This window comes from Thauera aromatica (assembly GCF_023093595.1).
Classification (GTDB): domain Bacteria; phylum Pseudomonadota; class Gammaproteobacteria; order Burkholderiales; family Rhodocyclaceae; genus Thauera; species Thauera aromatica_A.
In genome coordinates, this window is the sequence record NZ_JALLIK010000103.1 from 36331 (window position 1) to 57761 (window position 21431).

Annotated in this window: 19 protein-coding genes; 14 read left to right on the top strand and 5 right to left on the bottom strand. The window is 71.0% G+C overall.

The annotated features are described in order from the left end of the window. Positions 1-29 precede the first annotated feature (29 nt). From MXC99_RS10310 to MXC99_RS10330, 5 genes are all read left to right on the top strand, one after another. Positions 30-1208 carry an efflux RND transporter periplasmic adaptor subunit gene (locus MXC99_RS10310; protein WP_247725364.1) on the top strand — a complete coding sequence of 393 codons (1179 nt, stop codon included), beginning with the start codon at positions 30-32 and terminating at the stop codon, positions 1206-1208. Positions 1209-1218: 10 nt separating this feature from the next. After that, entirely contained in the window at positions 1219-4374 is a 3156-nt protein-coding gene (locus tag MXC99_RS10315; protein WP_247725365.1) for an efflux RND transporter permease subunit, read from the top strand. A 1-nt stretch (position 4375) separates the two neighbouring features. Beyond that, positions 4376-5842 carry an AdeC/AdeK/OprM family multidrug efflux complex outer membrane factor gene (adeC, locus tag MXC99_RS10320; protein ID WP_247725366.1) on the top strand — a complete coding sequence of 489 codons (1467 nt, stop codon included), beginning with the start codon at positions 4376-4378 and terminating at the stop codon, positions 5840-5842. A gap of 88 nt (positions 5843-5930) precedes the next feature. Next, positions 5931-6704 (top strand): EAL domain-containing protein, encoded by a 774-nt coding sequence (locus MXC99_RS10325; protein ID WP_247725367.1) that lies wholly within the window; start codon positions 5931-5933, stop codon positions 6702-6704. 101 nt (positions 6705-6805) lie between these two features. Next, positions 6806-7876 (top strand): CobW family GTP-binding protein, encoded by a 1071-nt coding sequence (locus MXC99_RS10330; RefSeq protein WP_247725368.1) that lies wholly within the window; start codon positions 6806-6808, stop codon positions 7874-7876. A gap of 48 nt (positions 7877-7924) precedes the next feature. On the opposite strand, the gene MXC99_RS10335 is transcribed toward MXC99_RS10330, so the two are convergent. Then, a complete protein-coding gene (locus MXC99_RS10335; protein ID WP_247725369.1) occupies positions 7925-8398 on the bottom strand; it encodes a hypothetical protein in 474 nt (157 codons plus the stop codon). A 224-nt stretch (positions 8399-8622) separates the two neighbouring features. Between MXC99_RS10335 and MXC99_RS10340 the strand changes: the two genes are divergently transcribed. From MXC99_RS10340 to MXC99_RS10350, 3 genes are all read left to right on the top strand, one after another. Continuing rightward, positions 8623-11070 (top strand): sensor domain-containing protein, encoded by a 2448-nt coding sequence (locus tag MXC99_RS10340; protein ID WP_247725370.1) that lies wholly within the window; start codon positions 8623-8625, stop codon positions 11068-11070. A gap of 100 nt (positions 11071-11170) precedes the next feature. Then, complete coding sequence (locus MXC99_RS10345; protein ID WP_247725371.1) at positions 11171-12634, top strand: DUF2868 domain-containing protein; 1464 nt, start codon at positions 11171-11173, stop codon at positions 12632-12634. Then, positions 12631-14004: a GTPase/DUF3482 domain-containing protein gene (locus MXC99_RS10350; protein ID WP_247725372.1), complete on the top strand. Its 1374-nt coding sequence runs from the start codon at positions 12631-12633 to the stop codon at positions 14002-14004. Before MXC99_RS10345 ends, MXC99_RS10350 begins: the two co-directional genes overlap by 4 nt. Positions 14005-14045: 41 nt before the next feature. Here the strand turns inward: MXC99_RS10350 and MXC99_RS10355 are convergent, their stop codons facing one another. The 4 genes from MXC99_RS10355 to MXC99_RS10370 are packed head-to-tail and all read right to left on the bottom strand — an operon-like array spanning position 14046 to position 16596. After that, complete coding sequence (locus MXC99_RS10355; protein WP_247725373.1) at positions 14046-14417, bottom strand: thiol-disulfide oxidoreductase DCC family protein; 372 nt, start codon at positions 14415-14417, stop codon at positions 14046-14048. Positions 14418-14438: 21 nt separating this feature from the next. Further along, a complete protein-coding gene (locus tag MXC99_RS10360) occupies positions 14439-14732 on the bottom strand; it encodes a type II toxin-antitoxin system HicA family toxin (RefSeq protein ID WP_075147672.1) in 294 nt (97 codons plus the stop codon). After that, positions 14729-16435, bottom strand: a complete 1707-nt coding sequence (locus MXC99_RS10365; protein WP_247725374.1) for an ATP-binding domain-containing protein — start codon at positions 16433-16435, stop codon at positions 14729-14731. Before MXC99_RS10365 ends, MXC99_RS10360 begins: the two co-directional genes overlap by 4 nt. Positions 16436-16443: 8 nt before the next feature. Further along, entirely contained in the window at positions 16444-16596 is a 153-nt protein-coding gene (locus tag MXC99_RS10370) for a hypothetical protein (protein ID WP_247725375.1), read from the bottom strand. A gap of 139 nt (positions 16597-16735) precedes the next feature. Between MXC99_RS10370 and MXC99_RS10375 the strand changes: the two genes are divergently transcribed. The 6 genes from MXC99_RS10375 to MXC99_RS10400 all read left to right on the top strand — a co-directional run bounded on the left by MXC99_RS10375 (position 16736) and on the right by MXC99_RS10400 (position 21379). Continuing rightward, a complete protein-coding gene (locus MXC99_RS10375) occupies positions 16736-17341 on the top strand; it encodes an IMPACT family protein (protein ID WP_247725376.1) in 606 nt (201 codons plus the stop codon). Positions 17342-17551: 210 nt separating this feature from the next. Beyond that, positions 17552-17887: a hypothetical protein gene (locus MXC99_RS10380; protein WP_247725377.1), complete on the top strand. Its 336-nt coding sequence runs from the start codon at positions 17552-17554 to the stop codon at positions 17885-17887. Positions 17888-18054: 167 nt separating this feature from the next. Continuing rightward, a complete protein-coding gene (locus MXC99_RS10385) occupies positions 18055-18591 on the top strand; it encodes a cytochrome C oxidase subunit II (RefSeq protein WP_247725378.1) in 537 nt (178 codons plus the stop codon). 3 nt (positions 18592-18594) lie between these two features. After that, complete coding sequence (locus MXC99_RS10390) at positions 18595-20094, top strand: cbb3-type cytochrome c oxidase subunit I (RefSeq protein WP_247725379.1); 1500 nt, start codon at positions 18595-18597, stop codon at positions 20092-20094. Further along, entirely contained in the window at positions 20091-20705 is a 615-nt protein-coding gene (locus MXC99_RS10395) for an SCO family protein (protein WP_247725380.1), read from the top strand. Before MXC99_RS10390 ends, MXC99_RS10395 begins: the two co-directional genes overlap by 4 nt. Further along, positions 20702-21379 (top strand): hypothetical protein, encoded by a 678-nt coding sequence (locus MXC99_RS10400; RefSeq protein ID WP_247725381.1) that lies wholly within the window; start codon positions 20702-20704, stop codon positions 21377-21379. The genes MXC99_RS10395 and MXC99_RS10400 overlap by 4 nt, the downstream gene beginning before the upstream one ends. Positions 21380-21431 lie beyond the last annotated feature (52 nt).

Consider the following 21431-nt stretch of genomic DNA (forward strand, 5'->3'; position numbering starts at 1 on the left):
CGCCCGATCCTCGTCCGGAGACGCCCTTCATGCAAACCCCTCGCAACCCGCTGCTCGATTCCCTTGCCGTCGCCGCGCTGAGCGCGACCCTGCTCGCCGCCTGCAGCGGCGGCGAACCCGGGGCCGCCGCCCGCTCGGCGCCGCCGCCGGCGCCGGTGGTCACCGTCGTCACGGTGCAGGCCGAGGCCGTTCCGATGGTGGCGGAGCTTCCCGGCCGTACCGCGCCTTACCTGATCGCCGAACTGCGTCCCCAGGTCACCGGCATCGTCAAGGAGCGCCCATTCACCGAGGGCAGCGAGGTCAAGGCCGGGCAGGTCCTGTACCAGATCGATCCCGCCCCCTACCAGGCCGCGCATGACAGCGCCGAGGCCGACCTCGCCCGCGCCGAGGCCAACCTCCATGCCGCGCGCCTGAAGAGCGAACGCTACGCCGAGCTGGTCAGGATCGAAGCCGTCAGCCGCCAGGCCAACGACGATGCCGCTGCCGCGCTCGGCCAGGCGCGCGCCGAAGTCGCGGCGGCGAAGGCGGCGCTGGAGAAGGCGAAGATCGATCTCGACTACACCCGGGTGAAGTCGCCGATCACGGGGCGCATCGGCCGCTCGGCGGTGACGCCGGGCGCGCTCGTCACCGCCAACCAGGACGCCGTGCTCGCCACCGTGCAGCAACTCGACCCGATCTACGTCGACCTCACCCAGTCGAGCGTCGAGCTGCTGCGCCTGCGCCGCGAAATCGCCGCCGGCCGCCTGCAGGCGGGGGCGAAGGGAGAGGTGCCGGTGAAGCTCATGCTCGAAGACGGCAGCGAGTACGCCGCCGAAGGCCGCCTCGCGGTGGCCGAAGTCACCGTCGACGAGGGTACCGGCAGCGTCACCTTGCGGGCGCGCTTTCCCAATCCGAAGGGCGAGCTGCTGCCCGGCATGTACGTGCGCGCACGCCTGCCGCAGGGCGTGCGCAGCGACGCGATCCTGGTGCCGCACGCGGCGCTGTCGCGCGATGCGCGCGGCACCGCGCTAGTGATGGTGGTCGATGGCGAAGGCAAGGTCGAGGCGCGACCGGTGACGGTCGCGCAGTCGTTCGGCGAACGCTGGGTGATCACCGGCGGCCTCGCCGGCGGCGAGCGCGTCGTCGTCGAAGGCCTGCAGAAGATCCGCCCCGGTGCGCCGGTGCAGGCCCAGGAAGCGGGGGCGGCGCCGGCCGCCCCGGCGCAGTGAGGTCGGCGCCATGGCCCGTTTCTTCATCGACCGACCCATCTTCGCCTGGGTCATCGCGATCGTCATCATGCTGGCGGGAGCGCTCTCGATCCAGCAGCTGCCGGTGTCCCAGTACCCGTCGATCGCGCCCCCGGCGATCGTCATCAACGCCAAGTACCCGGGCGCTTCGGCGAAGGCGGTGGAAGACTCGGTGACGCAGATCATCGAGCAGAAGCTGACTGGCCTCGACGGCCTGCTGTACATGAAGTCGACCAGCGACGCCTATGGCAACGCCTCGACCACGCTGACCTTCTCCGCCGACACCGACCCGGACATCGCCCAGGTCCAGGTGCAGAACAAGATCCAGACCGCGCTGCCGCTGCTGCCGCAGGCGGTGCAACAGCAGGGGGTGACGGTCGCCAAGTCGGCGATGAACTTCCTCATGGTGGTCGGCTTCGTGTCGGAGGACAACACCCTGTCGGGCACCGACCTGTCGGACTTCCTCGTGTCCGCGGTGCAGGATCCGCTGTCGCGCGTCGACGGCGTCGGCGAAGTGACCGTGTTCGGCGCCCAGTACGCGATGCGGGTGTGGGTCGATCCGGCGAAGCTGACTAACTACCGCCTCACTCCGGGGGATGTGCGCAGCGCGCTGCTGGCGCAGAACACCCAGGTGTCGGCGGGCCAGCTCGGCGGCACGCCGGCGCTTCCGGGACAGGGCTTCACTGCCACGATCACCGCGCAGAGCCGGCTGCAGACCGCGGCCGAGTTCGAGGACATCCTGCTGCGCAGCAGCACGCAGGGCGGCGAAGTGCGCCTGAAGGACGTCGCCCGCGTCGAGATCGGCGCCGAGAACTACGGCACCGTGGCACGCTTCAACGGCCAGCCCGCCGCCGGCGTCGGCATCCGCCTCGCGTCGGGGGCCAACGCGCTCGATACCGCGACCGCGGTGCGCACCCGCCTCGACGAGATGCAGCGCTACTTCCCTGCCGGGGTGAAGTACGTCGTGCCCTACGACACCACGCCCTTCGTCAAGATCTCGATCGAATCGGTGGTGATGACGCTGATCGAGGCGGTGGCGCTGGTGTTCCTGGTGATGTACCTGTTCCTGCAGAACTTCCGCGCCACGCTGATTCCGACCATGGCGATCCCGGTGGTGCTGCTCGGCACGTTCGGCCTGATGGCGGCGTTCGGTTTCTCGATCAACACCCTGACCATGTTCGGCATGGTGCTGGCGATCGGCCTGCTGGTGGACGACGCCATCGTCGTGGTCGAGAACGTCGAGCGGGTGATGAGCGAGGAGGGGCTGCCGCCCCGGGAAGCGACCAAGCGCTCGATGGACCAGATCACCAGCGCGCTGATCGGCATCGGCCTGGTGCTCTCCGCGGTGTTCGTGCCGATGGCCTTCTTCGGCGGCTCGACCGGCGTCATCTACCGCCAGTTCTCGATCACCATCGTCTCGGCGATGGCGCTGTCGGTGCTGGTGGCGATCGTGTTCACGCCGGCGCTGTGCGCGACCATGCTGAAGGCGGTGGAAAAGGGCCACGAGCATGGTGAAGGCGGCCTCTTCGGCCGCTTCTTCCACTGGTTCAACGTCAAGTTCGAGCGCAGCACGCGGCGCTACGAATCCGCCGTCGGCGGCATCGTCAAGCGCAGCGTGCGCTTCCTCGCGATCTACGTTGCCATCGTCGCTGTGCTCGGCCTGCTGTTCGCCCGCATGCCGACCTCCTTCCTGCCCGAGGAAGACCAGGGGGTGATGTTCACCCAGGTGGTGCTGCCCGCCGGGGCGACCCAGGAGCGCACGCTGGACGTGCTGAAGAAGGTCGAACACCACTTCCTCGACAACGAGAAGGACACCGTGCGCGCGCTGTTCACCGTCGCCGGCTTTTCCTTCGGCGGCAGCGGCCAGCACATGGGCATCGGCTTCGTGAACCTCAAGCACTGGGACGAGCGCCAGGCGCCGGGGCTCGACGTGAAGTCGGTCGCCGGGCGGGCGATGGGCGCGTTCGCGCAGATCCGCGAGGCGATGGTGTTCGCCTTCGTGCCGCCGGCGGTGATCGAGCTCGGCACCTCGGGCGGCTTTACCGTGCAGATGCAGGACCGCTCCGGCCTCGGCCACGACGCCCTGCTCGGCGCGCGCAACCAGTTCCTCGGCATGGCAGCGCAGGACCCGCGCCTGGTCGGGGTGCGCCCCAACGGCCAGGAGGACATGCCCGAGCTCAAGCTCGACATCGACCACGCCAAGGCCGGCGCGCTCGGGCTGTCGATCGCCGACATCAACGACACCTTGTCGACCGCCTGGGGCGGCAGCTACATCAACGACTTCCTCGACCGCGGCCGGATCAAGAAGGTCTATCTGCAGGGCGACGCACCGGCGCGGATGACGCCGGAGGACCTCGGCAAGTGGTACGTGCGCAACAAGGCCGGCGAAATGGTGCCGTTCTCGGCCTTCGCCACTTCGCACTGGACCTACGGCTCGCCGCGCCTGGAGCGCTTCAACGGCCAGCCGTCGATGGAGATCCTCGGCCAGGCCGCGCCCGGACTGTCCTCGGGCGAGGCGATGGCGGCGGTGGAGGAGATCATGGCGAAGCTGCCCGCCGGCATCGGCTACGACTGGTCGGGCACGTCCTACGAGGAGCGCCGCTCCGGCTCGCAGGCGCCGGCGCTGTACGCGCTGTCGTTGCTGGTGGTGTTCCTGTGCCTGGCGGCGCTGTACGAGAGCTGGTCGGTGCCGTTCGCGGTGATGCTGGTGGTGCCGCTCGGCGTGCTCGGCGCGCTGCTCGCCGCCACCGGGCGCGGGCTGTCGAACGACATCTACTTCCAGGTCGGCCTGCTCGCCACCATCGGCCTGTCGTCGAAGAACGCGATCCTGATCGTGGAGTTCGCCAAGGCGCAGATGGAAGAAGGCAAGGACCTGGTCGCCGCCACCCTGGCCGCGGTGCGCATGCGCCTGCGCCCGATCCTGATGACTTCGCTCGCCTTCGGCTTCGGCGTGCTGCCGCTCGCCATCGCCACCGGCGCCGGCGCCGGCAGCCAGAACGCGATCGGCACCGGCGTGCTCGGCGGCACCATCGCCGCGACCGCGCTCGGGATCTTCTTCGTGCCGCTGTTCTACGTCGTGATCAAGCGCGTTTTCCCGGACAAACCCAGGAAAGAGGCCGTCGTGCCGGCCGCCCAGGAGGGACGTTGAAATGAATGACTTTGCTGCACAGTCCGCGCTGCAGGCGGAGGTGGTGTCCGCAGGGCGGGGACGCGCGCGCCGGGCGTTGCGCGGCGTGGCGCTGGCGCTCGCCGCTGCCACGCTCGGCGCCTGCGCGCTGATTCCCGCCTACGAGCGCCCGGCGGCGCCGGTGGCGGCGAGCTTCCCGCAGGCGCCGGCAGCCGCTTCTGCCGCGCCTGCGGCCGATGCCATCGCCTGGCGCGACTACTTCGCCGATCCACGCCTGCGCGAGCTGATCGCGCTCGCGCTGGAGAACAACCGCGACCTGCGCGTCGCCGCGCTCGCCATCGAACGCGCCCGCGCCCAGTACGGCATCCAGCGCGCCGAGCTGTTCCCCTCGATCGCGCTGAGCGGCGGCCAGAACGCGCAGCGCGCGCCGGGCGCGTTCAACGCCGGCGGCGAATCGACCGTGAGCCGCCAGTACAGCGCCAACCTCGGCTTCGCCGCCTACGAGCTCGACTTCTTCGGCCGCGTGCGCAGCCTCGAGGAGCAGGCCCTGCAGACCTACCTCGGCACCGAGGAGGCGCGCCGCAGCGCGCACATCAGCCTCGTCGCCGAGGTCGCCGGCGCCTGGCTGCGCCTGGGTGCCGACCGCGAGCGCCTGGCGCTGGCGCGCAACACCTTCGAGACCCGGCAGAAGTCCTACGAGCTGACCCGGCGCAGCTTCGAGCTCGGTGCGGTGTCCGCGCTCGACCTGCAGCAGGCCGAGACCCTGCTCGAGGGTGCACGCGCCGACGCCGCGCGCTACACGGCGCAGGTCGCGCAGGACGAGAACGCGCTCGCCCTCGTGGTCGGCGCCGCGGTGCCGGCCGCACTGCTGCCGCAGGCGCTCGGCGGGGATGTCGCCGCGGTCGCCGAACTGCCCGCCGGGCTGCCGTCCGAAGTGCTGGCCCGCCGTCCCGACATCCTGCAGGCCGAACGTGCGCTGCGGGCGGCCAATGCCAGCATCGGTGCGGCGCGCGCGGCCTTCTTCCCGCGCATCAGCCTCACCGCCAGCGCCGGCAGCGCCAGCACCGCGCTCGACGGCCTGTTCGAGAGCGGCTCGCGGGCGTGGAGCTTCGTGCCCCAGATCCGCCTGCCGATCTTCGAGGCCGGCCGCCTGCAGGCCAGCCTGGACGTGGCCGAAATCCAGCGCGACATCCAGGTCGCCGAATACGAAAAGGCGATCCAGTCCGCCTTCCGCGAGGTCGCCGACGCCCTCGCCGAGCGTGCCACCCTGGCCGAGCAGCTCGGCGCCCGGCGCCGGCTGGCGGCGGCGGCGGGGCGCAGCTTCGAGCTGTCCGAGGCGCGTTACCGGGGCGGGGTGGACAGTTACCTGAGCCTGCTCGATGCCCAGCGCAGCCTGTACGCCGCCGAGCTGGAGCTGATCGCCACCCGCCTGGCGGACGCCACCAACCGCGTCGCACTGTACAAGGCGCTCGGCGGCGGCTGGCAGTAGAACCGTCGCCATGGGCAGGCGCCGAATTCGGCGCGGATCGTAGTCGGTCGGTATAAAATGCGAAGCATTCTCATTGCTGGAGGTGCCCATGCATCCGCGACTGCCTGCCCAGGCGCTGCTCGAACTGATCGAGCAGCGCCGTTTCGGTGTCGAGTACCAGCCTGTCCTTGCGCTCGCCGACGGGGCGATCATCGGCTACGAGGCGCTGGCGCGCTTTTATGACGCGCGCGGGCGCGCGCTCGCCCCGCAACAGGTGTTCGATTCGCTGCACAGCAGCCCGCTGAGCCTGTTCCAGGTTGAGTACGAAATGAAGCGCCTGCAGCTCGCCCACGCGCCGCGGGAGGCGGGGCGCGTGTTCGTCAATCTCGACCCCGACGCCTTCCAGGTGGCCGCCGCCGACGAGCACCACCCGCTGGTGGCGCTGCTCGCCGCCCGCCCCGGCGTGGTGGTCGAGATCATCGAGAACAGCAGCATCAACGATGCCGACCTCAGCGATGCGATGGTCGCGGCCTTCGCCGGCACCCCGGTCGAGCTCGCCCTCGACGACATCGGCGCGCCGCGCACGATGCTGTCGCTGCCGATCCTGCTCGCGGTCGATTTCATGAAGTTCGACCGCTCGTGGATCGGCCACCTCGACGATCCGGTGCGCGTCGCCGCACTGCGCCATCTGGTCGCCTTCGCCCGCGAGTGCGGCAAGCAGACGGTGCTGGAAGGCATCGAGCACGAATGGCAGCGCGCGTTCGCCGCCGCGATCGGCTTCGACCACGTCCAGGGCTTCCTCTACCGTCACTTGTTCCGTAGCACCGCTTGCCTGGCCGGCGTGGCGGGGGACGGCGCAGCCGCGCTGCCGGCCGCAGCCTGATACCCTGGCGCTCGCCGGCGCATCGCCCGGAGTGTGAAAATAGCCCTGCGCCCCGCCGGGCCGCCCATCCGGCCTTTGCGCGCGCTACCAGGACACCGGACATGAACGACACTGCCCCCCGCCCCGACGACCGCCGCCTTCCCGTCACCGTGCTCACCGGCTTTCTCGGCGCGGGCAAGACCACGCTGCTCAACCACCTGTTGCGCCAGCCGCGGATGGAGGGCTGTGCGGTGCTGATCAACGAGTTCGGCGAAGTCGCGGTCGATCACCATCTGGTGGAAAAGGTCGACGAGACCCTGGTCGTGCTCGATTCGGGCTGCCTCTGCTGCAGCGTCCGGGGCGATCTGGTGCGGGCGCTGAAAGGGCTGTTCATGCGCGCGCTGCGGCGCGAGCTGAAAGGCTTGCGCCGGGTGCTGATCGAGACTACCGGGCTGGCCGACCCGGCGCCGCTGATCCATACCCTGATGGCCGAACCCTTCCTCGCCGAGCGCTACCGTATCGATGGCGTGGTCGCCGCGGTGGATGCGACCCATGCACTGGCCCAGCTCGCCACCCATGGCGAAGCGGTGCGCCAGGTGGCGATGGCCGACCGCCTGCTGCTGACCAAGTGCGACCTCGCCGATGCGGCGGCGCGGGCGGCGGTGGCCGCTCGCCTTGCGCAGCTCAATCCGGGTGCGCGCCAAGTGGAGACCTGCAACGGCAAGGTCGAGGCAGGCGTGCTGTTCGACTGCGGCTTGTACGATGCGTCCGGCAAGGCGCAGGACGTGGCCGCCTGGCTGGGGGAGGCGGCGGTGCGCGGCGCGCCCCCGGCGTCGGGCGGCGGGGCCGCGTCGCGCCACGGCGCCGGGGTGCACAGCTTCGTCCTGCGCTTCGACGCGCCGCTGCCATGGTACGAATTTTCCGACGCCCTGGCGCTGCTCCTTCAGGTCCATGGCGGGCGCATCCTGCGCATCAAGGGCCTGCTCGACGTCGCCGGCGACCCCCTGCCGCGGGTGCTGCAGTGCGTGCAGCACAGCGTCTATCCTGCCGCCAGCCTGGCGGCGTGGCCGTCGCAGCCGCCCTACGACGAGCGCTGCAGCCGCCTGGTGTTCATCGTCCGCGACCTGGCGCGGGACGACGTCGCTGCCATGCTGGCCTCTTTCATCGGGCAGCCGCCGGTCGCGCCGGGCTGAGCCGGCTCCGGCGGGGAGGGGAGAAGGCGCGCCCGCCCGCGGCGGCGCTCATTCGCAGCTCGCGCGGCAGGCTTCCGTGCTGCAGTCCGCGGCCTGCACGGTGCAGACCGCCTTGCTGCGGTGCTCCAGGCGGTGGTCGTTGTCGTAGTCGCAGATCAGCCGGGTCAGGCTCTTGTTGCGCTCCACTTTCATGCGTAGCGCCTGCGAGGCGCGGATCTGCGCCGGCGGCACCTCGCACGACAGATAGCCGTTGAAGCCACCGTCGGCCGACTCCCACAGTGCGGTGTTCTTCACCGCGCGGTAATTCTCGAAACTGGCGCAGGTCAGCACGTCGCGGCCGTACAGGCGGGCGTTGTCGGCGCAATACCCCATGAAGGTGTAGCGCAGCTCGGCGTCGGTCGGGCAGGCGGCGACCTGCACCGCCTCCTGCAGGTCGGGGCAGGGCAGCTCCGTGGCGTGGGCGCTCGCCCCCAGGGCGGCGAACAGCACTGGAAGGAGGGTCGTTTTCAGTCGGGTTCGCATGGCGTCTCGGCAATGGGCGGAGGTGAGGACAAGGCGTCCGAATCCGGGAGACTAGCCTTTGCCGCCGACCGAAGAATGATCTCGATCAAGTTCTCTGCAGGCGCCGGCGGTCGTTGCCCGAGCGCGGGTTTCCTGCGCCCCCGCAGCCGGCATCCGGGGTTCGATCATCGGCTCGAATTCTGATAGCGTAGTACCCCATCCATCGATTTCTCCGTCGCCCGCCTATGAGCCGTCCTTATCCAGACAGGGGTCAGAACGAGGACGAAATCCTCCGTCTGCGCAAGGCGCTCGACAATGTCGGTGCATATGTCTTCATCAAGGATCGCGACGGCCGTTACACCTATGTGAATCGGATGGTGTCCGAACTGTTCGGCACCGCCCCGGAAGACATCCTCGGCAGCACCGACGAGCGCTTTTTCGATCTTTCGGTCTCCACCGACCTGCGCGACCACGACCGCCGGGTGGTCGAGGAGGCGGTCCGGGTCGAAGGCGAGGAGCGCAACGTCGTCGCCTGCAGCGGCGAAACCCGCTACTACGACACCGTCAAGCAGCCCCTGTTCGATGACGACGGCGCCGTCACCGGCGTCCTCGGCGTATCCACCGACATCACTGCGCGCAAGCGTGTCGAGATCGCGCTCCGGGAGCGCGAATCGCTGCTGAGCGACATCCTCGACACCGCCAGTGTCGCGATCTTCCTCGTCGATCGGGACGGCGTCATCACCCATGCCAACCGCCGGATGGCGGAAATGTTCGGCCATCCGCTGGCGCAGCTGATCGGCAGCGAGTACGTAGACCATATCCATCTGGCCGAGCGCGACACCGGGCGCGAACGGATGCGGGCGCTGCTCGCGAGCAAGATCGCCGCGGTGGATCTCGAGCGGCTCTACCTGCGCGCCGACGGCAGTGAATTCTGGGGGCACCTGACCGGGCGCCGCTTCCAGGATGCGCAGGGGGCGGAGCGCGGCCTCGTCGGCGTGATCGCCGACATCTCGGCGGCCAAGCGTGCCATCGAGCGCCATGCAAGCGTGATCAATCTGGCGATGGATGGTTTTCTCGCCGTCGGTGCGGACGGGCGGGTGCGCGAATGCAATGCCGCTTTGTGCGCGCTGACCGGCTACCTCCGCGAGGAAATCCTCGGCAGCAGCCTGAGCCGCTTCGAGGCGCAGGAGTCCGCGGATGAAGCCGCCGCTCACACCCGGCGCATCTTCGCCACCGGCAACGACCGCTTCGAGACGCACTGGCGGCGCAAGGACGGCAGCGTCGTCGAAGTCGAGGTGACGGCGACCTGCCTGCGCCGCGACGAGGAAATCGGCGTCTTCGTGCGCGACATCACCCAGCGCAAGGCGCATCAGGACGAACTGCGCTACATCGCCAGCCACGACCTGCTCACCGGCCTGCCCAACCGCGCGCTGCTCTTCGACCGCATGCCGCAGGCCGTGGCCCAGGCCGACCGCGCCGGCACCCTGCTCGCGGTCTGCTATCTGGATCTGGACGGCTTCAAGCCGGTCAACGACCGCTTCGGCCACCAGGAAGGGGATGGCGTGCTGATCGAAGTCGCCCGCCGCCTGAAGGGCTGTGTGCGCGGTGACGACACCGTGGCCCGCATCGGCGGCGACGAGTTCGTGCTGCTGCTGCAGGGGCTGGGCGACACCGGCGCGGTCGACACCGCGCTGCGGCGGGTCCTCGCCGCCGTGGCCCAGCCGCTGCGGGTGGGCGGCAGCGAAGTCGCGGTTTCGGCCAGCCTGGGCGCCGCACTGTACCCGCGCGACGATGCCGATACCGACACCCTGCTGCGCCATGCCGACCAGGCGATGTACCTGGCCAAGCAGGGCGGGCGCAACCGCTTCCACGTCTTCGACACCGAGCAGGACCGCTGCGTACGGGAACGCACCGAGCGCCAGGCGCGGATTGCCCAGGCCCTGCGCGACCAGGAGCTCGTCCTCCACTACCAGCCCCAGGTCGACATGCGCTCCGGGCGCGTGCTCGGCGCCGAAGCGCTGGTGCGCTGGCTGCATCCGCAGCGCGGCCTGCTCGCGCCGGCCGAGTTCCTGCCCGCAATCGAAGACAGCGACCTGATCGTCGAACTCGGCGACTGGGTGATCGCGACCGCGCTCGTCCAGCTCGAGGCCTGGCGGCGCGAGGGGCTCGAGCTGCAGGTCAGCGTCAACATCGCCGCCCGCCACCTGCTGCGCACCGACTTCGTTTCCCGGCTGTGCGCGCATCTGGACGCCTGCCCGCAGCTGCCCCGCCATGCGCTCAAGCTCGAAGTCGTCGAGACCGCGGCGCTGGAAGATCTGGAACACGTCTCGGCGCTCATCCGCGAGTGCCGCGAGCTGGGAGTGGCGTTCGCGGTCGACGACTTCGGCACCGGCTACTCCTCGCTGTCCTATCTCAAGGCGCTGCCGGCGCAGGTGCTCAAGATCGACCAGAGTTTCGTGCGCGACATGCTGGCCGACGCCGAGGACCGCGCCATCGTCGAGGGCGTCATCGGCCTGGCGCGGGTGTTCGGGCGCACGGTGATCGCCGAGGGGGTCGAAACCGCCGAGCACGGCGCGATGCTGCTGGCCCTGGGGTGCGAGCGGGCGCAGGGGTACGGCATCGCCCGCCCGATGCCGGCCGCCGATCTGCCGGCCTGGGTCGGCAGCTGGCGCCCGGATGCGTCATGGCAGTAAGCGCGGCGGGAGCCTGCCCCGCCCGTGGTGAAGGGGCCCGGCGCCCGGCGGCGGGCATTGTTATCCTATTGTCCTCGTCCTTGCGCTGTGCCGTACCGTCTTGACCGCTCCTGTTTCCCTTTCCCCGTTCGAAGCGCGCTGGCTGGCCGAAATCGTCCGCCGTCATGAAGAACATCACGGCCTGCTCGAAGATGCGGCCGAGCCGGCGGCGGCGCCCGCTGCGGCGCCCGACTTCGAAGGCCAGATCCTGTGCCGCGCAGACCGGCTCGGTGCACGCCAGGGCTGGCGCGCTGCCGTGCTCGCCTGGCGGCGGCGCGCCCGGACGCTGCTGCTGGTCGCGCTGGCGCTGGCGCTGGTGCTGGGCTTTGGCGCCGCGGCAGGCGTGCTCGGCGACGGCTCGCGGCCGGTCAACGTGGTGTGGACGCTGGGCGGCTTGCTCGGGGTGCACGCCCTGAGCCTGTTGCTGTGGCTGGCCGCCATGGCTTTGCAGGGCCGGGGCGGCGGGCGCATCCGCGGCGGTGGCAGCGCTGGATGGATGTGGCTGCGCCTGGTCGCCCTCTTCGACCGCAGCCGGACGGCGGCGGACCTGCCGCTGGCGCTCGGCGGCCTGCTCGGACGCGGCCGGCTGGCCGGCTGGGGCATCGGCGCCGCCAGCCATGCGCTGTGGCTGGCGGCGCTGCTCGGCGCAACGGCGGGCGTGCTGCTGCTGCTGGCGACGCGGCGCTACGGTTTCGTGTGGGAAACGACGATCCTGCCGGCGCGCAGCTTCGTCGACCTGAGCGCCGCGGTGGGCGCCCTGCCCGCGCTGCTCGGCTTTCCGGTGCCGGATGCGGCGATGGTGACGGCCAGCGGCGCGGCGCCGCTGGCCGACGAGGTGGGCCGGCGGGCCTGGGCGGGCTGGCTGGTGGGGGCGATGGTGGTGTATGGCGTGCTGCCGCGGCTGCTGCTCGCCCTCGCCTGCGCCGGGCTCTGGCGCCGCGGCCTGGGCCGGCTGCGGCTGGACCTGTCGCGCCCCGGCTATGCCCGCCTGCGTGCGGTGCTGATGCCCGGCAGTGCGCGCATCGGGGTCAGCGACCCCGCGCCCGCGGTCCTGCCCTGTCCGCATCGCCCGGCGCCGCCGGCCGGCCGCGGGGGTGCTGCGGTGGCGGTGGCGATCGAGCTCGGTGACGACCTCGCCTGGCCGCCGGCTGCCGCCGCTGCAGCGGAGACAGGGGCCGGGCGCACGCGCTGCAGCGGCGCTTGGGAGGATGGCGGGCGGCTCGACAGCCGCGAGCAGCGCCGCGCCGCCCTCGGCCGGCTGGCGGCGCGACCGCCGGCGCGCCTGCTGGTTGCGGTCGATGCGCGCCAGACCCCCGATCGCGGCACGCTCGGCCTGGTCGCGGAGCTCGCCGAGCGTGCGGTGGCGACGCGGGTGTGGCTGTGCGCCGGCGCGCGCGCGCCGGCCGGGCGTGCCGCGCAGTGGCGCGCGGGGCTCGGCCGCATCGGGCTGGATGCGGCGGCGCTGTTCGAGGATGCGGCCTGCGCGCAAGCCTGGCTGGAGCATCCGGAGGCGGACGGCGCATGAGCGAAATCCTGCGCGTGGCCGTGGTCGGCCACACCAATACCGGCAAGACTTCGCTGCTGCGCACCCTGGCGCGCGACGTCGGCTTCGGCGAAGTGTCCGATGCCGCCGGCACCACCCGCCATGTCGAGGGCCTGCAGCTGATCGCCGACGGGGTGCCGGCGCTCGCCCTGTTCGACACCCCGGGCATGGAGGACGCGATCGCCCTGCTCGAATTCATCGACGGCCTGGCGGCGCCCGGCGAGCGCGTCGACGGCCCCGAGCGCATCGCCCGCTTCCTCGCCACAGCGCAGGCCGGCACCCGCTTCGAGCAGGAAGCCAAGGTGCTGCGCCAGTTGCTGGCGAGCGACGCCGCGCTCTACGTGGCCGATGCGCGCGACCCGGTGCTGCCCAAGCACCGCGATGAACTGGCGCTGCTCGCCGCCTGTGCCCGGCCCTTGCTGCCGGTGCTCAACTTCGTCGCCGCCCCCGCCACCCGGGCCGCCGACTGGCGCGCCGCGCTCGCCCGCCTCGGCCTGCACGCGGTGCTCGGCTTCGACACCGTGGCGCCGCCGCTCGATGGCGAGCGCGAGCTGTTCGACACCCTCGCCACCCTGATCCACGGCCACCGTGACGCGCTGCAGCGCCTGATCGAGGCCCGGGCGCGCGAGGCCGACGAACGCCTCGCCGCCGCCCAGCGGCTGGTGGCCGGCCTGCTGGTCGGGCTGGCCGCGAGGCGCGAGCGGGTCGCCGGCAGCGACGAAGCCGCCCTGCACGATGCCGTTGCCGCGCTGCGCGACGAGGTCCGCGCGCGCGAGCAGGCCTGTGTCGATGCGCTGCTGCGCCTGTACCGCTTCCGCCCCGGCGATGCGCGCGCCGGCGAGCTGCCGCTCACCGACGGGCGCTGGGACGACGACCTGTTCAACCCTGAGACCCTGCGCCAGATGGGCATCCGCCTGGGCACCGGGGCGGCGGCGGGCGCGGCCGCAGGGATCGGCATCGACCTGATGACCGGCGGCCTGACCCTGGGGGCCGCTGCCGCCCTCGGTGCGGTCGCGGGCGGCCTGTGGCAGAGCTTCGGCCACTACGGTGAGCGCATTGCGGCGAAGTTGCGCGGCCACCGCGAGCTCACCGTCGATGAGGCCATCCTGCGCCTGGTCGCATTGCGCCAGCGTGCGCTGCTGGCCGCGCTCGAAGGCCGCGGCCACGCGGCGATGACGCCGATCGAGCTGCCGTCGCCGGCCACCGGCGACGATCCGGTGGCGCGGCGCTGGCGCGACGGCGCCTTGCCCTACGCCCTGGTGCGCGCCCGGGCCCACCCGGAATGGGCCGCGGGCGAGGGCGACGAAGAGCGGGGGGCGGCGATCGACGAGGTGGTGCAGGCGCTGCGCTGAATTCTGCCCGCCCCGGTGTCGCCTTCCTCCTCCCATGGCGCTTACAGCCGCCCGCTCGCGCGCAGGCGGTGGAGCACGGCCGTGCGGTACAGCCACGACAGCAGCGGGCGGATCACCGGCAGGCCGATCAGCCACGCCAGCGGGCGCAGCCGCGGCGTGCGCGCCATCAGCACGATGTAGGCATCGAGCTCGCGGTGGACGCGGCCGTCGGTGTCGGCCACGTGCAGTTCCCGCAGCGCCGCGTGCGGATCGATACCGCGGCGGCGCAGTTCGTCGTCGCGGCCGCTGATGTCCACCCAGCAGGTGTCTGCGGCGTGCTCGCCGGCCAGCCGCTCGTAGCGCGCCCGGTCGCGCACGCAGCGCGGGCAGGCGCCGTCGTAATAGACGGTGAGCGGGCCCCGCCCGGTCGCCATCGAACGCTCCTTCCGCCGTGCTCAGGAACCAGTCTCGTGCGCGCGCTCGGCGTCATAGCGCGCGGGCGTGACTCCGGCGTCGGCGAGGAACTCGCGCAGCTGCTTGACTGCCTGGCGGTTGAACTCGTTGCCGTGATGCGGGTGGTGGAGGAGGAACTCGTGGCGGTTGAGGACGACGCGAAAGCGGGCGCCGTGGCCGGGCTCGACGAGGGCGCCGAGGTGGTGGAGGAGGGATTCGACCTCGCGCCACTGGATTCCGGCCGGCGGCGGCTCGCGGAACAGCGCCTCCAGGACATTGCGGTGCTTGTTGCTCATGATGGGCCTCGGTGCGGGAGTTCCGACGCTTTCATCTTAGCTGCTGCGGCGGCGTCCGGCGCGAGCCGGGCGGCGGCGCGCTCCGACGCGACCAGGATCAGCTTCAGCGTCGCCCGGGTGGCGCCGACGAAGAGCTTGCGCAGGGCGAGCTCGTCGATCGCCTCGAAGTCGATTTCGGTAAACAGGATGCAGGGCGCGGACTGGCCCTTGAAGCGGTACACCGAATCGATCAGCAGTTCTCCGGGCGAGTGCTCGGGCTCGCCGAGGAGGTCGTAGCGCCCGGTGAAGGCGCGCAGGCGATGCGGGCCGAGCTGCGCGAGCGCGGTGAAACGCGAGTGCTCGCGGCCGCGGAAGGTCAGCAGCACGATCTCCTCGCGGCGGAAGCCGAGGCCCAGGGCGCGGGTGATCGCGCGCCGGGTGGCGTCCATCAGCCCGGCTTCGTCGGACCAGGACAGCATTTCAGGCGCGCTGTCGGTGACCGGGCTGCCGGCGCGGATGGGGGCGGGCAGCGGCAGGCAGGCGTTGAGCAGGGCGAGGATGTCTGCCGGCGTGCGGTAATTGGTGTCGGCGGTCAGCCCTGCCCAGCCCGGCAGCGCCACCGGTGGGCGGCCGTAGAGGTTCTGCAGTGGGTCTTCCAGCCACCACGCGCGCGCGTCGGACTGAAGCAGGGCGAGGAGGGCATCGCGCCAGGTTTCGGTGAAGTCCTGGCCCTCGTCGACGATCAGCTCGTCGAACAGCCAGGCGGGGTCGGGCTGGTCGTGTGCGAGTGCGGCGAAGTCGGCTTCCATGCGGCGGAACGCGCCGGGTGCGCCGAATGCGGGCTTGCGCCCGGCGTCGCGCAGGCGGCGGTCGCAGAGCTGGTGGTAGGTCGCCACTTCGCCGCCGGGTGGGGCGATGCGCGCGAAGTGGTCGGCGAGCGGGCGGTTGTAGCACACGTAGAGCGGGCGCCGGCCGGCGGCCAGGGCGTCGGTGTAGGCGGCCAGCGCGAGCTGGGTCTTGCCGCTGCCGGCGGTGGCGGTCACCCGCAGGCGGTGCGGCGCGAGCGTGAGCCGGCGCGCCCATTCGGTGAGCCCGCCGGCGAGCCGGGTGGTGAGCGCGTCGGCCTGGCCGGCGTAGGCCTGCACGTCGGGCACCAGCTCCAGCAGATCGGCGAAGAAGCGGTGCAGGGCCTGGCGCTGGGCGGGGGCGAACGCCGGGTCGCGGTCCTGCGGCCGGGTCAGCGCGGCGACGCGTTCGGGCAAGGCGTCGCGGCGGGCGGCGTCGACGATCCGTGCCGGATCGAGCCCGGCGGTGCCCGCTTGGCGCACGGTGTGGTCGGGGCAGTGCAGCAGCACGTCGAGCAAGGGCTCGGCGCCGTCGAGCAGCGGGCGCAGGCGGGCGCGCAAGGCGTCGGCGTTGCGCGCCAGCGCCACGCTGATGCTCTGTGTGCGCCGCCGCCCGGGGGGCACCAGGCCGGCGGCGGTTTCGTCGAGAAAGCCGGCGTGCTGCTCGATCAGCAGCACCCGCCCGCCCGCGCCGACGACGGCGAAATCGACCGCGCCGAACACCGCCGTGTCGCCCTCGGCGCGCGTCCAGTGCAGGCCGTGGTAGATCGTGCTGTCGTCGGGCAGCGCCGCGGCGAGGCGGGCGAGAGTGGCGAGTGCGCGTCCGCGCGCGCCTTCGGCGGGAAGCAGGCGCCAGCCTTCGGGGTGGGTGCGGGCCATGGCGGGCTTCAGCGGAGGCGCCTGAACAGGGGGTCGATCCGCTTCTGGTGACTGGCGAGCTTGAAGGTTTCAGGCGGGCAGGCGCGCGCGCCGTCGAGGACGCGCTCGATCAGCGCGTGGGGGGCGGAATCGCAGACGGGAGGATGGCTGGTTTCGGGCATGTCGCAGGGAAAGGGGTTCGTTTGGGGAGAGTGGCTTGTATCGACGAACCTTCGGTAGCAGGCCGGATTAAACCCCAGATTGAAGCGGCGGGGTGTTCGCTCTGAATCGGGGCGTGGATGCGGGCTAGAATCCCGCCCCATGCCGCTCACCCTCGCCGCCCCCGTCCATAGCGAACTGATCATCAAGAAAAGCCGCTTCATCGGCTGCGTGCAGCCGATGGCCGACCGCGCCGGGGCGCAGAAGGTGGTGGCCGCGCTGTGGGCGCAGCATCCGGGCGCGCGCCACGTGTGCTGGGCGCTGCTCGCCGGTGGCCAGTCGGCGGCGGTCGATGACGGCGAGCCGAGCGGCACTGCCGGGCGGCCGATGCTCGACGTGCTCCGCCATCAGGACCTCGAGGGCGTGCTCGCCACCGTGGTGCGTTACTTCGGCGGGGTCAAGCTGGGGGCCGGCGGTCTCGTGCGCGCGTATACCGACGCGGTGGCGCAGGCCCTGCTCGGCGCGACCAAGGTGCCGATCGTGCGCCTGACGACACTGCATTGCGCCATCCCCTATGCGCTCGAAGGCCTGCTGCGGCGTGAGCTCGACGCCGCCGGCGCGCAGGGGCTGGAGGTGGCGCACGGGGCCGAAGTCGAGCTGTGCTTCAGCCTGGCCGAGGATGCGGCCGCAGCGCTGGTGGCACGCCTGAACGAGGCCGGCCAGGGGCGGGTGCGCTGGCGGGCGGATGTCGGGCATTCCCTTCCGTGACGCTAGGGCAGCGCAGCGTGCGTTCATTACGGACGCTAGCTGAACGTTCATGGTGAACGTAAAGGCCGTAGTGAACGGTCCCGTTCACTCTGGATTAATTTGTTTTTCAATAAAAACAGCAAGTTGCAAAAGTGGTACGGAATTTGCCTCATAAGGTGATGTAAGCAGCGCATGGTGCGCTGGTTATCGACAAACTTAGAGAGGCTCACAATGAAAAAGCAATTCCTGACCATCCCCGCACTCGTCCTCGCCATCGCCGCCGCTGCGCCGGCCCAGGCCAAGATCGCGACTTCCGAGGAGATCGTCACGATCGGCACCGAGCGCCTGGTGGAACTGACCAACCAGGGGCAGACCACCCTGAAAGTGCTCGTCCGCACCGGCCACGGCGTGGTTTCCGAAGGCAATCCCGACGGCAACGATATCGCCGAGTACTTCGTCGCGCCGGGCCAGGCGGTGCTCGTCAAGGGCCGCTACCGGGCCTACGAATACGTCCCGACGCCGGACTCGGCGAAGGTGTTCGAGGCGATGTATGCGCCCGGGCACTGAGTGCCGGACCAGGCCGGTGATGGCGGCATGCGCCATCCGGCCCGCGATCCCGGCGGGCCGGCCCGGACCGGTGTGCTCCGCTCGCCGCCCGGCGAGCGGGCGCCACCGGGGGGGCGAGCGGGGCGCGTGGCGGGACCACGCCTGAGATCGAGGAAAGGGGAGAAAACATGCTGCAAGACATTGTCTGGATCATCTCGTTGGCGCTGATGGCCGTGGTCGGCCTCGGCTGGGGGTTCGCGCTGCTCAATTCCGGCGCGCGCGAAGAGAATTACGCACCGCTGCAACAGCGCGCCTACCGTTTGCGGGCGCGCTTCTTCTGGGGGCTGGTGGCGGTGTTCGGGGTGCCGATGGTGCTCACCCTGAGCGACCTGCCCTATGACGCGATCCGCCCCGCGCAGGCCGGCGGCGAGGCCCAGGTGGTCGACGCCACTGGCTACATGTGGCGTTGGGAACTGAGCGAGGAGCGGATCGAGGCCGGCCGGCCGGTGGAGTTCCGCGTCCGCAGCGCCGACATCAACCACGGCTTCGCGATCTACGACGAAGAACTGAAGATCGTCGCCCAGGTGCAGGCGATGCCCGGGCTCACCAACACCTTGCGCCACACCTTTACCCGGCCCGGCACGTACCGCGTGCTGTGCCTCGAGTACTGCGGCCTCGGCCACCACAACATGTTCGCCGAATTCACCGTTGAAGAAAGGAGCTGAGCGATGGCAGCCTACAACTATCATCCCGCGCCGGACCACGGCGCGAAGGCCGGCGTGCTCGCCTACCTGGTCACCGCGGCGGCGGTCCTGCTGCTGCTGATGGTGTTCGGCCTGTTGATGCGGCTGGAGCAGGGGGAGCTGATCGAGCTTGGCCCGAACGGGTTCTACCAGCTCATGACCGTCCATGGCGCCGGTATGGTCGGCATTGCCGGCATCGGCGGTGCGGCGGTCATGTGGCACTTCCTCGGCCACTACGTCGCGCTCTCGGCGCGCCTGCTGCTGGTCAACCTGGTGCTGTTCCTGATCGGGGTGGCGATGGTCCTGGGCAGTGTCTTCCTGGGCAATTTCCACGCCGCGTGGACCTTCCTGTATCCGCTGCCGAGCCATTCGATGGGCTTGTGGAGCACCGGAGCGGCGGCGCTGTTCCTCGCCGGGATGCTGGTCATCGGCACCGGCTTCCTGCTCTTCCACCTCGACATCGCGCGCGCGCTGATCGCCCGCTACGGCAGCTTTTCCCGCGCCCTGGGCTGGCCCCAGCTGTTCGGCACTGACGACGGCAACGCCCCGCCGCCGACCGTGGTCGCGAGCGCAATGGTGACCATCGTCAATGTCGTCGGCCTGGTCGTCGGCGCCAGCATCCTGGCGATGATGCTGGTCAATCTCTACGCGCCCGAGTTCGCCATCGATCCGCTGCTGGCGAAGGGCATGATCTACTTCTTCGGCCATGTCTTCATCAACGCCACCATCTACATGGCGGTGATCGCGGTGTACGAGATCCTGCCGCGCTACACGCGCCGGCCGTGGAAGGCGAACAAGGTCTTCCTCGCCTCGTGGACGGCGTCGACGCTGATGGTGATGTTCATCTTCCCGCACCACCTGCTGATGGATTTCGGCTTTCCGAAGTGGATGCTGGTGATGGGCCACATCATCGGCTACCTGAACACGGTGCCGATCCTGGTGGTGACCGGCTACGGCGCGCTGATGATCGTGTACCGCTCGGGGATCCGCTGGGACATGGGCACGCGGCTGCTGTTCCTGTCGATGCTGGGGTGGGCGGCGGGGGCGATGCCGGCCTTCATCGACGGCACGATCCGGGTCAACTACGTGATGCACAACACCCTGTGGGTGCCGGGGCATTTCCACACCTACCTCCTGCTCGGCATGGTGTCGATGCTGTTCGGCTTCATGTACTACCTGACCAAGCCGGCGAAGAATGGGGCGGGGGCGGCCGAATCGGCCCTCGATCGCCTCGCCTACTGGGCCTATCTGGTCGGTTCGCTGGGGTTCACGCTGACCTTCCTCTATTCGGGCAAGGAAAGCGTCGCCCGCCGCTACGCCGAGCATCTGCCCGAATGGGTGCCGTACGACCGTGTCGGCTCGTTGTTCGCGGCGCTGATCGTTGCCGCGGCGCTGATCTTCGTGCTGCGCTTCCTGACCCGCCTGGGCCATGCCGGCAGCAGCCACATGCGGGCGAGCGTGCCGGCCGGAGTGGTTGCGGCATGAAGTCCGGGGCGCGGAATTTCGCTGCCGCGGTGGGGGTCGCCGTGCTCGGGACCGCCACCCTGTGGTGGGGCAGCGACGGCTTCACTGCCTTCACCAGCGAGGCGGCACGCCGCCTGAGCGTGCTGGAAAATCCGCGCCCGCTGCCGGCCGTCGCCCTCGAAGACCAGGACGGCCGGCGGTTCACCCTGCAGGACTACCGTGGGCGGCTGCTCGCGGTGGAGTTCATCTACACCCGCTGCGAGACGATCTGCTACAGCCTGGGTACGGCGTTTCGGCAGATCCGCGAGCAGGTGCCGGCTGCCGCCCTCGGGCGCGAGTTCGCGCTGTTGAGCATCAGCTTCGACCCGGGGCACGACGCGCCCGCCCGCCTGCGCGACTACGGCCGCCGCTTCGGCGCGGACGGGGGGGACTGGCGGATCGCGCGCCCGGCCGACGCCGACGGCCTGCGCGCGCTGCTCGCCGCGTTCGGCGTGGTCGTCATCCCCGATGCGTTCGGGGGTTTCGAGCACAACGCCGCGCTCCACCTCGTCGGCCGCGACGGCCGGCTCGAAGAGATCCGCGACCTCGACGCGGTCGCGCCGTTCGTCGCCGCGCTCGGAGCCCGGCTGTGAGCCCGGCTGTGAGCCCGGCGGTGAGTCCGGCGGTGAGTCCGGCGGTGAGTCCGGCGGTGAGTCCGCGGCGCATTCCCCGCAAGCCGGCCGCGCTCGCGCTCGCCGCCGTCTATCTGGCGCTCGCCCTGCCGCCGGCGCGCGCCTGGCTGGAAGCGTCGATGGTCGGCCACATGCTGGTCCAGATCCCGCTGCTGGCCGCGCTCGGGGCGGGCGCCGGCCTGCTGCTGCCGGCGCCGCGCCGGGCCGTGCTGCGGGCGGCGCTGGGTGGGCCACTCGCCTGCCTCCTCGCGGCCGCGTTCGCGTCCACTTACTGGATGCTGCCGCGGGCGCTCGATGCGGCGGTGCTCGATCCGCTCGCCGCGCTCGCCAAGTTCTCGAGCCTGCCGCTGCTCGTCGGCCTGCCCCTGGCGCTCGCCTGGGAGCGGCTCGGCCTGATCGGCCGGGGCTTCATCTGGACCAACCTGATCAGCATGCTGGGGTTCACCGGCTGGCTGTACCTCGCCGCCCCGCTGCGGGTGTGCAACACCTACCTGGTCGATGAGCAGGCGCGCGTCGGCTGGTGGATGATCGGGCTCGCGGTGCTGCTGTTCGCCTTCTGGCTGGGCGGGCTGTTCGCCGGCCGGCGTCCGCCGTGCGCCTCTCCCGGGCGCTGCGCCGACGGGCAGCCGGTCTGAGCGTTGCGGTCCGGTGTGCTGCGGCCGGCCCGGACCGACGGCCTGGAACGAC

Bases quoted from the DNA above. Each gene is read 5' to 3' on its own strand.
- MXC99_RS10310 (WP_247725364.1), top strand. From the start codon at position 30: ATGCAAACCCCTCGCAACCCGCTGCTCGATTCCCTTGCCGTCGCCGCG.
- MXC99_RS10315 (WP_247725365.1), top strand. From the start codon at position 1,219: ATGGCCCGTTTCTTCATCGACCGACCCATCTTCGCCTGGGTCATCGCG.
- adeC (WP_247725366.1), top strand. From the start codon at position 4,376: ATGAATGACTTTGCTGCACAGTCCGCGCTGCAGGCGGAGGTGGTGTCC.
- MXC99_RS10325 (WP_247725367.1), top strand. From the start codon at position 5,931: ATGCATCCGCGACTGCCTGCCCAGGCGCTGCTCGAACTGATCGAGCAG.
- MXC99_RS10330 (WP_247725368.1), top strand. From the start codon at position 6,806: ATGAACGACACTGCCCCCCGCCCCGACGACCGCCGCCTTCCCGTCACC.
- MXC99_RS10335 (WP_247725369.1), bottom strand. From the start codon at position 8,398: ATGCGAACCCGACTGAAAACGACCCTCCTTCCAGTGCTGTTCGCCGCC.
- MXC99_RS10340 (WP_247725370.1), top strand. From the start codon at position 8,623: ATGAGCCGTCCTTATCCAGACAGGGGTCAGAACGAGGACGAAATCCTC.
- MXC99_RS10350 (WP_247725372.1), top strand. From the start codon at position 12,631: ATGAGCGAAATCCTGCGCGTGGCCGTGGTCGGCCACACCAATACCGGC.
- MXC99_RS10355 (WP_247725373.1), bottom strand. From the start codon at position 14,417: ATGGCGACCGGGCGGGGCCCGCTCACCGTCTATTACGACGGCGCCTGC.
- MXC99_RS10360 (WP_075147672.1), bottom strand. From the start codon at position 14,732: ATGAGCAACAAGCACCGCAATGTCCTGGAGGCGCTGTTCCGCGAGCCG.
- MXC99_RS10365 (WP_247725374.1), bottom strand. From the start codon at position 16,435: ATGGCCCGCACCCACCCCGAAGGCTGGCGCCTGCTTCCCGCCGAAGGC.
- MXC99_RS10370 (WP_247725375.1), bottom strand. From the start codon at position 16,596: ATGCCCGAAACCAGCCATCCTCCCGTCTGCGATTCCGCCCCCCACGCG.
- MXC99_RS10375 (WP_247725376.1), top strand. From the start codon at position 16,736: ATGCCGCTCACCCTCGCCGCCCCCGTCCATAGCGAACTGATCATCAAG.
- MXC99_RS10380 (WP_247725377.1), top strand. From the start codon at position 17,552: ATGAAAAAGCAATTCCTGACCATCCCCGCACTCGTCCTCGCCATCGCC.
- MXC99_RS10385 (WP_247725378.1), top strand. From the start codon at position 18,055: ATGCTGCAAGACATTGTCTGGATCATCTCGTTGGCGCTGATGGCCGTG.
- MXC99_RS10390 (WP_247725379.1), top strand. From the start codon at position 18,595: ATGGCAGCCTACAACTATCATCCCGCGCCGGACCACGGCGCGAAGGCC.
- MXC99_RS10395 (WP_247725380.1), top strand. From the start codon at position 20,091: ATGAAGTCCGGGGCGCGGAATTTCGCTGCCGCGGTGGGGGTCGCCGTG.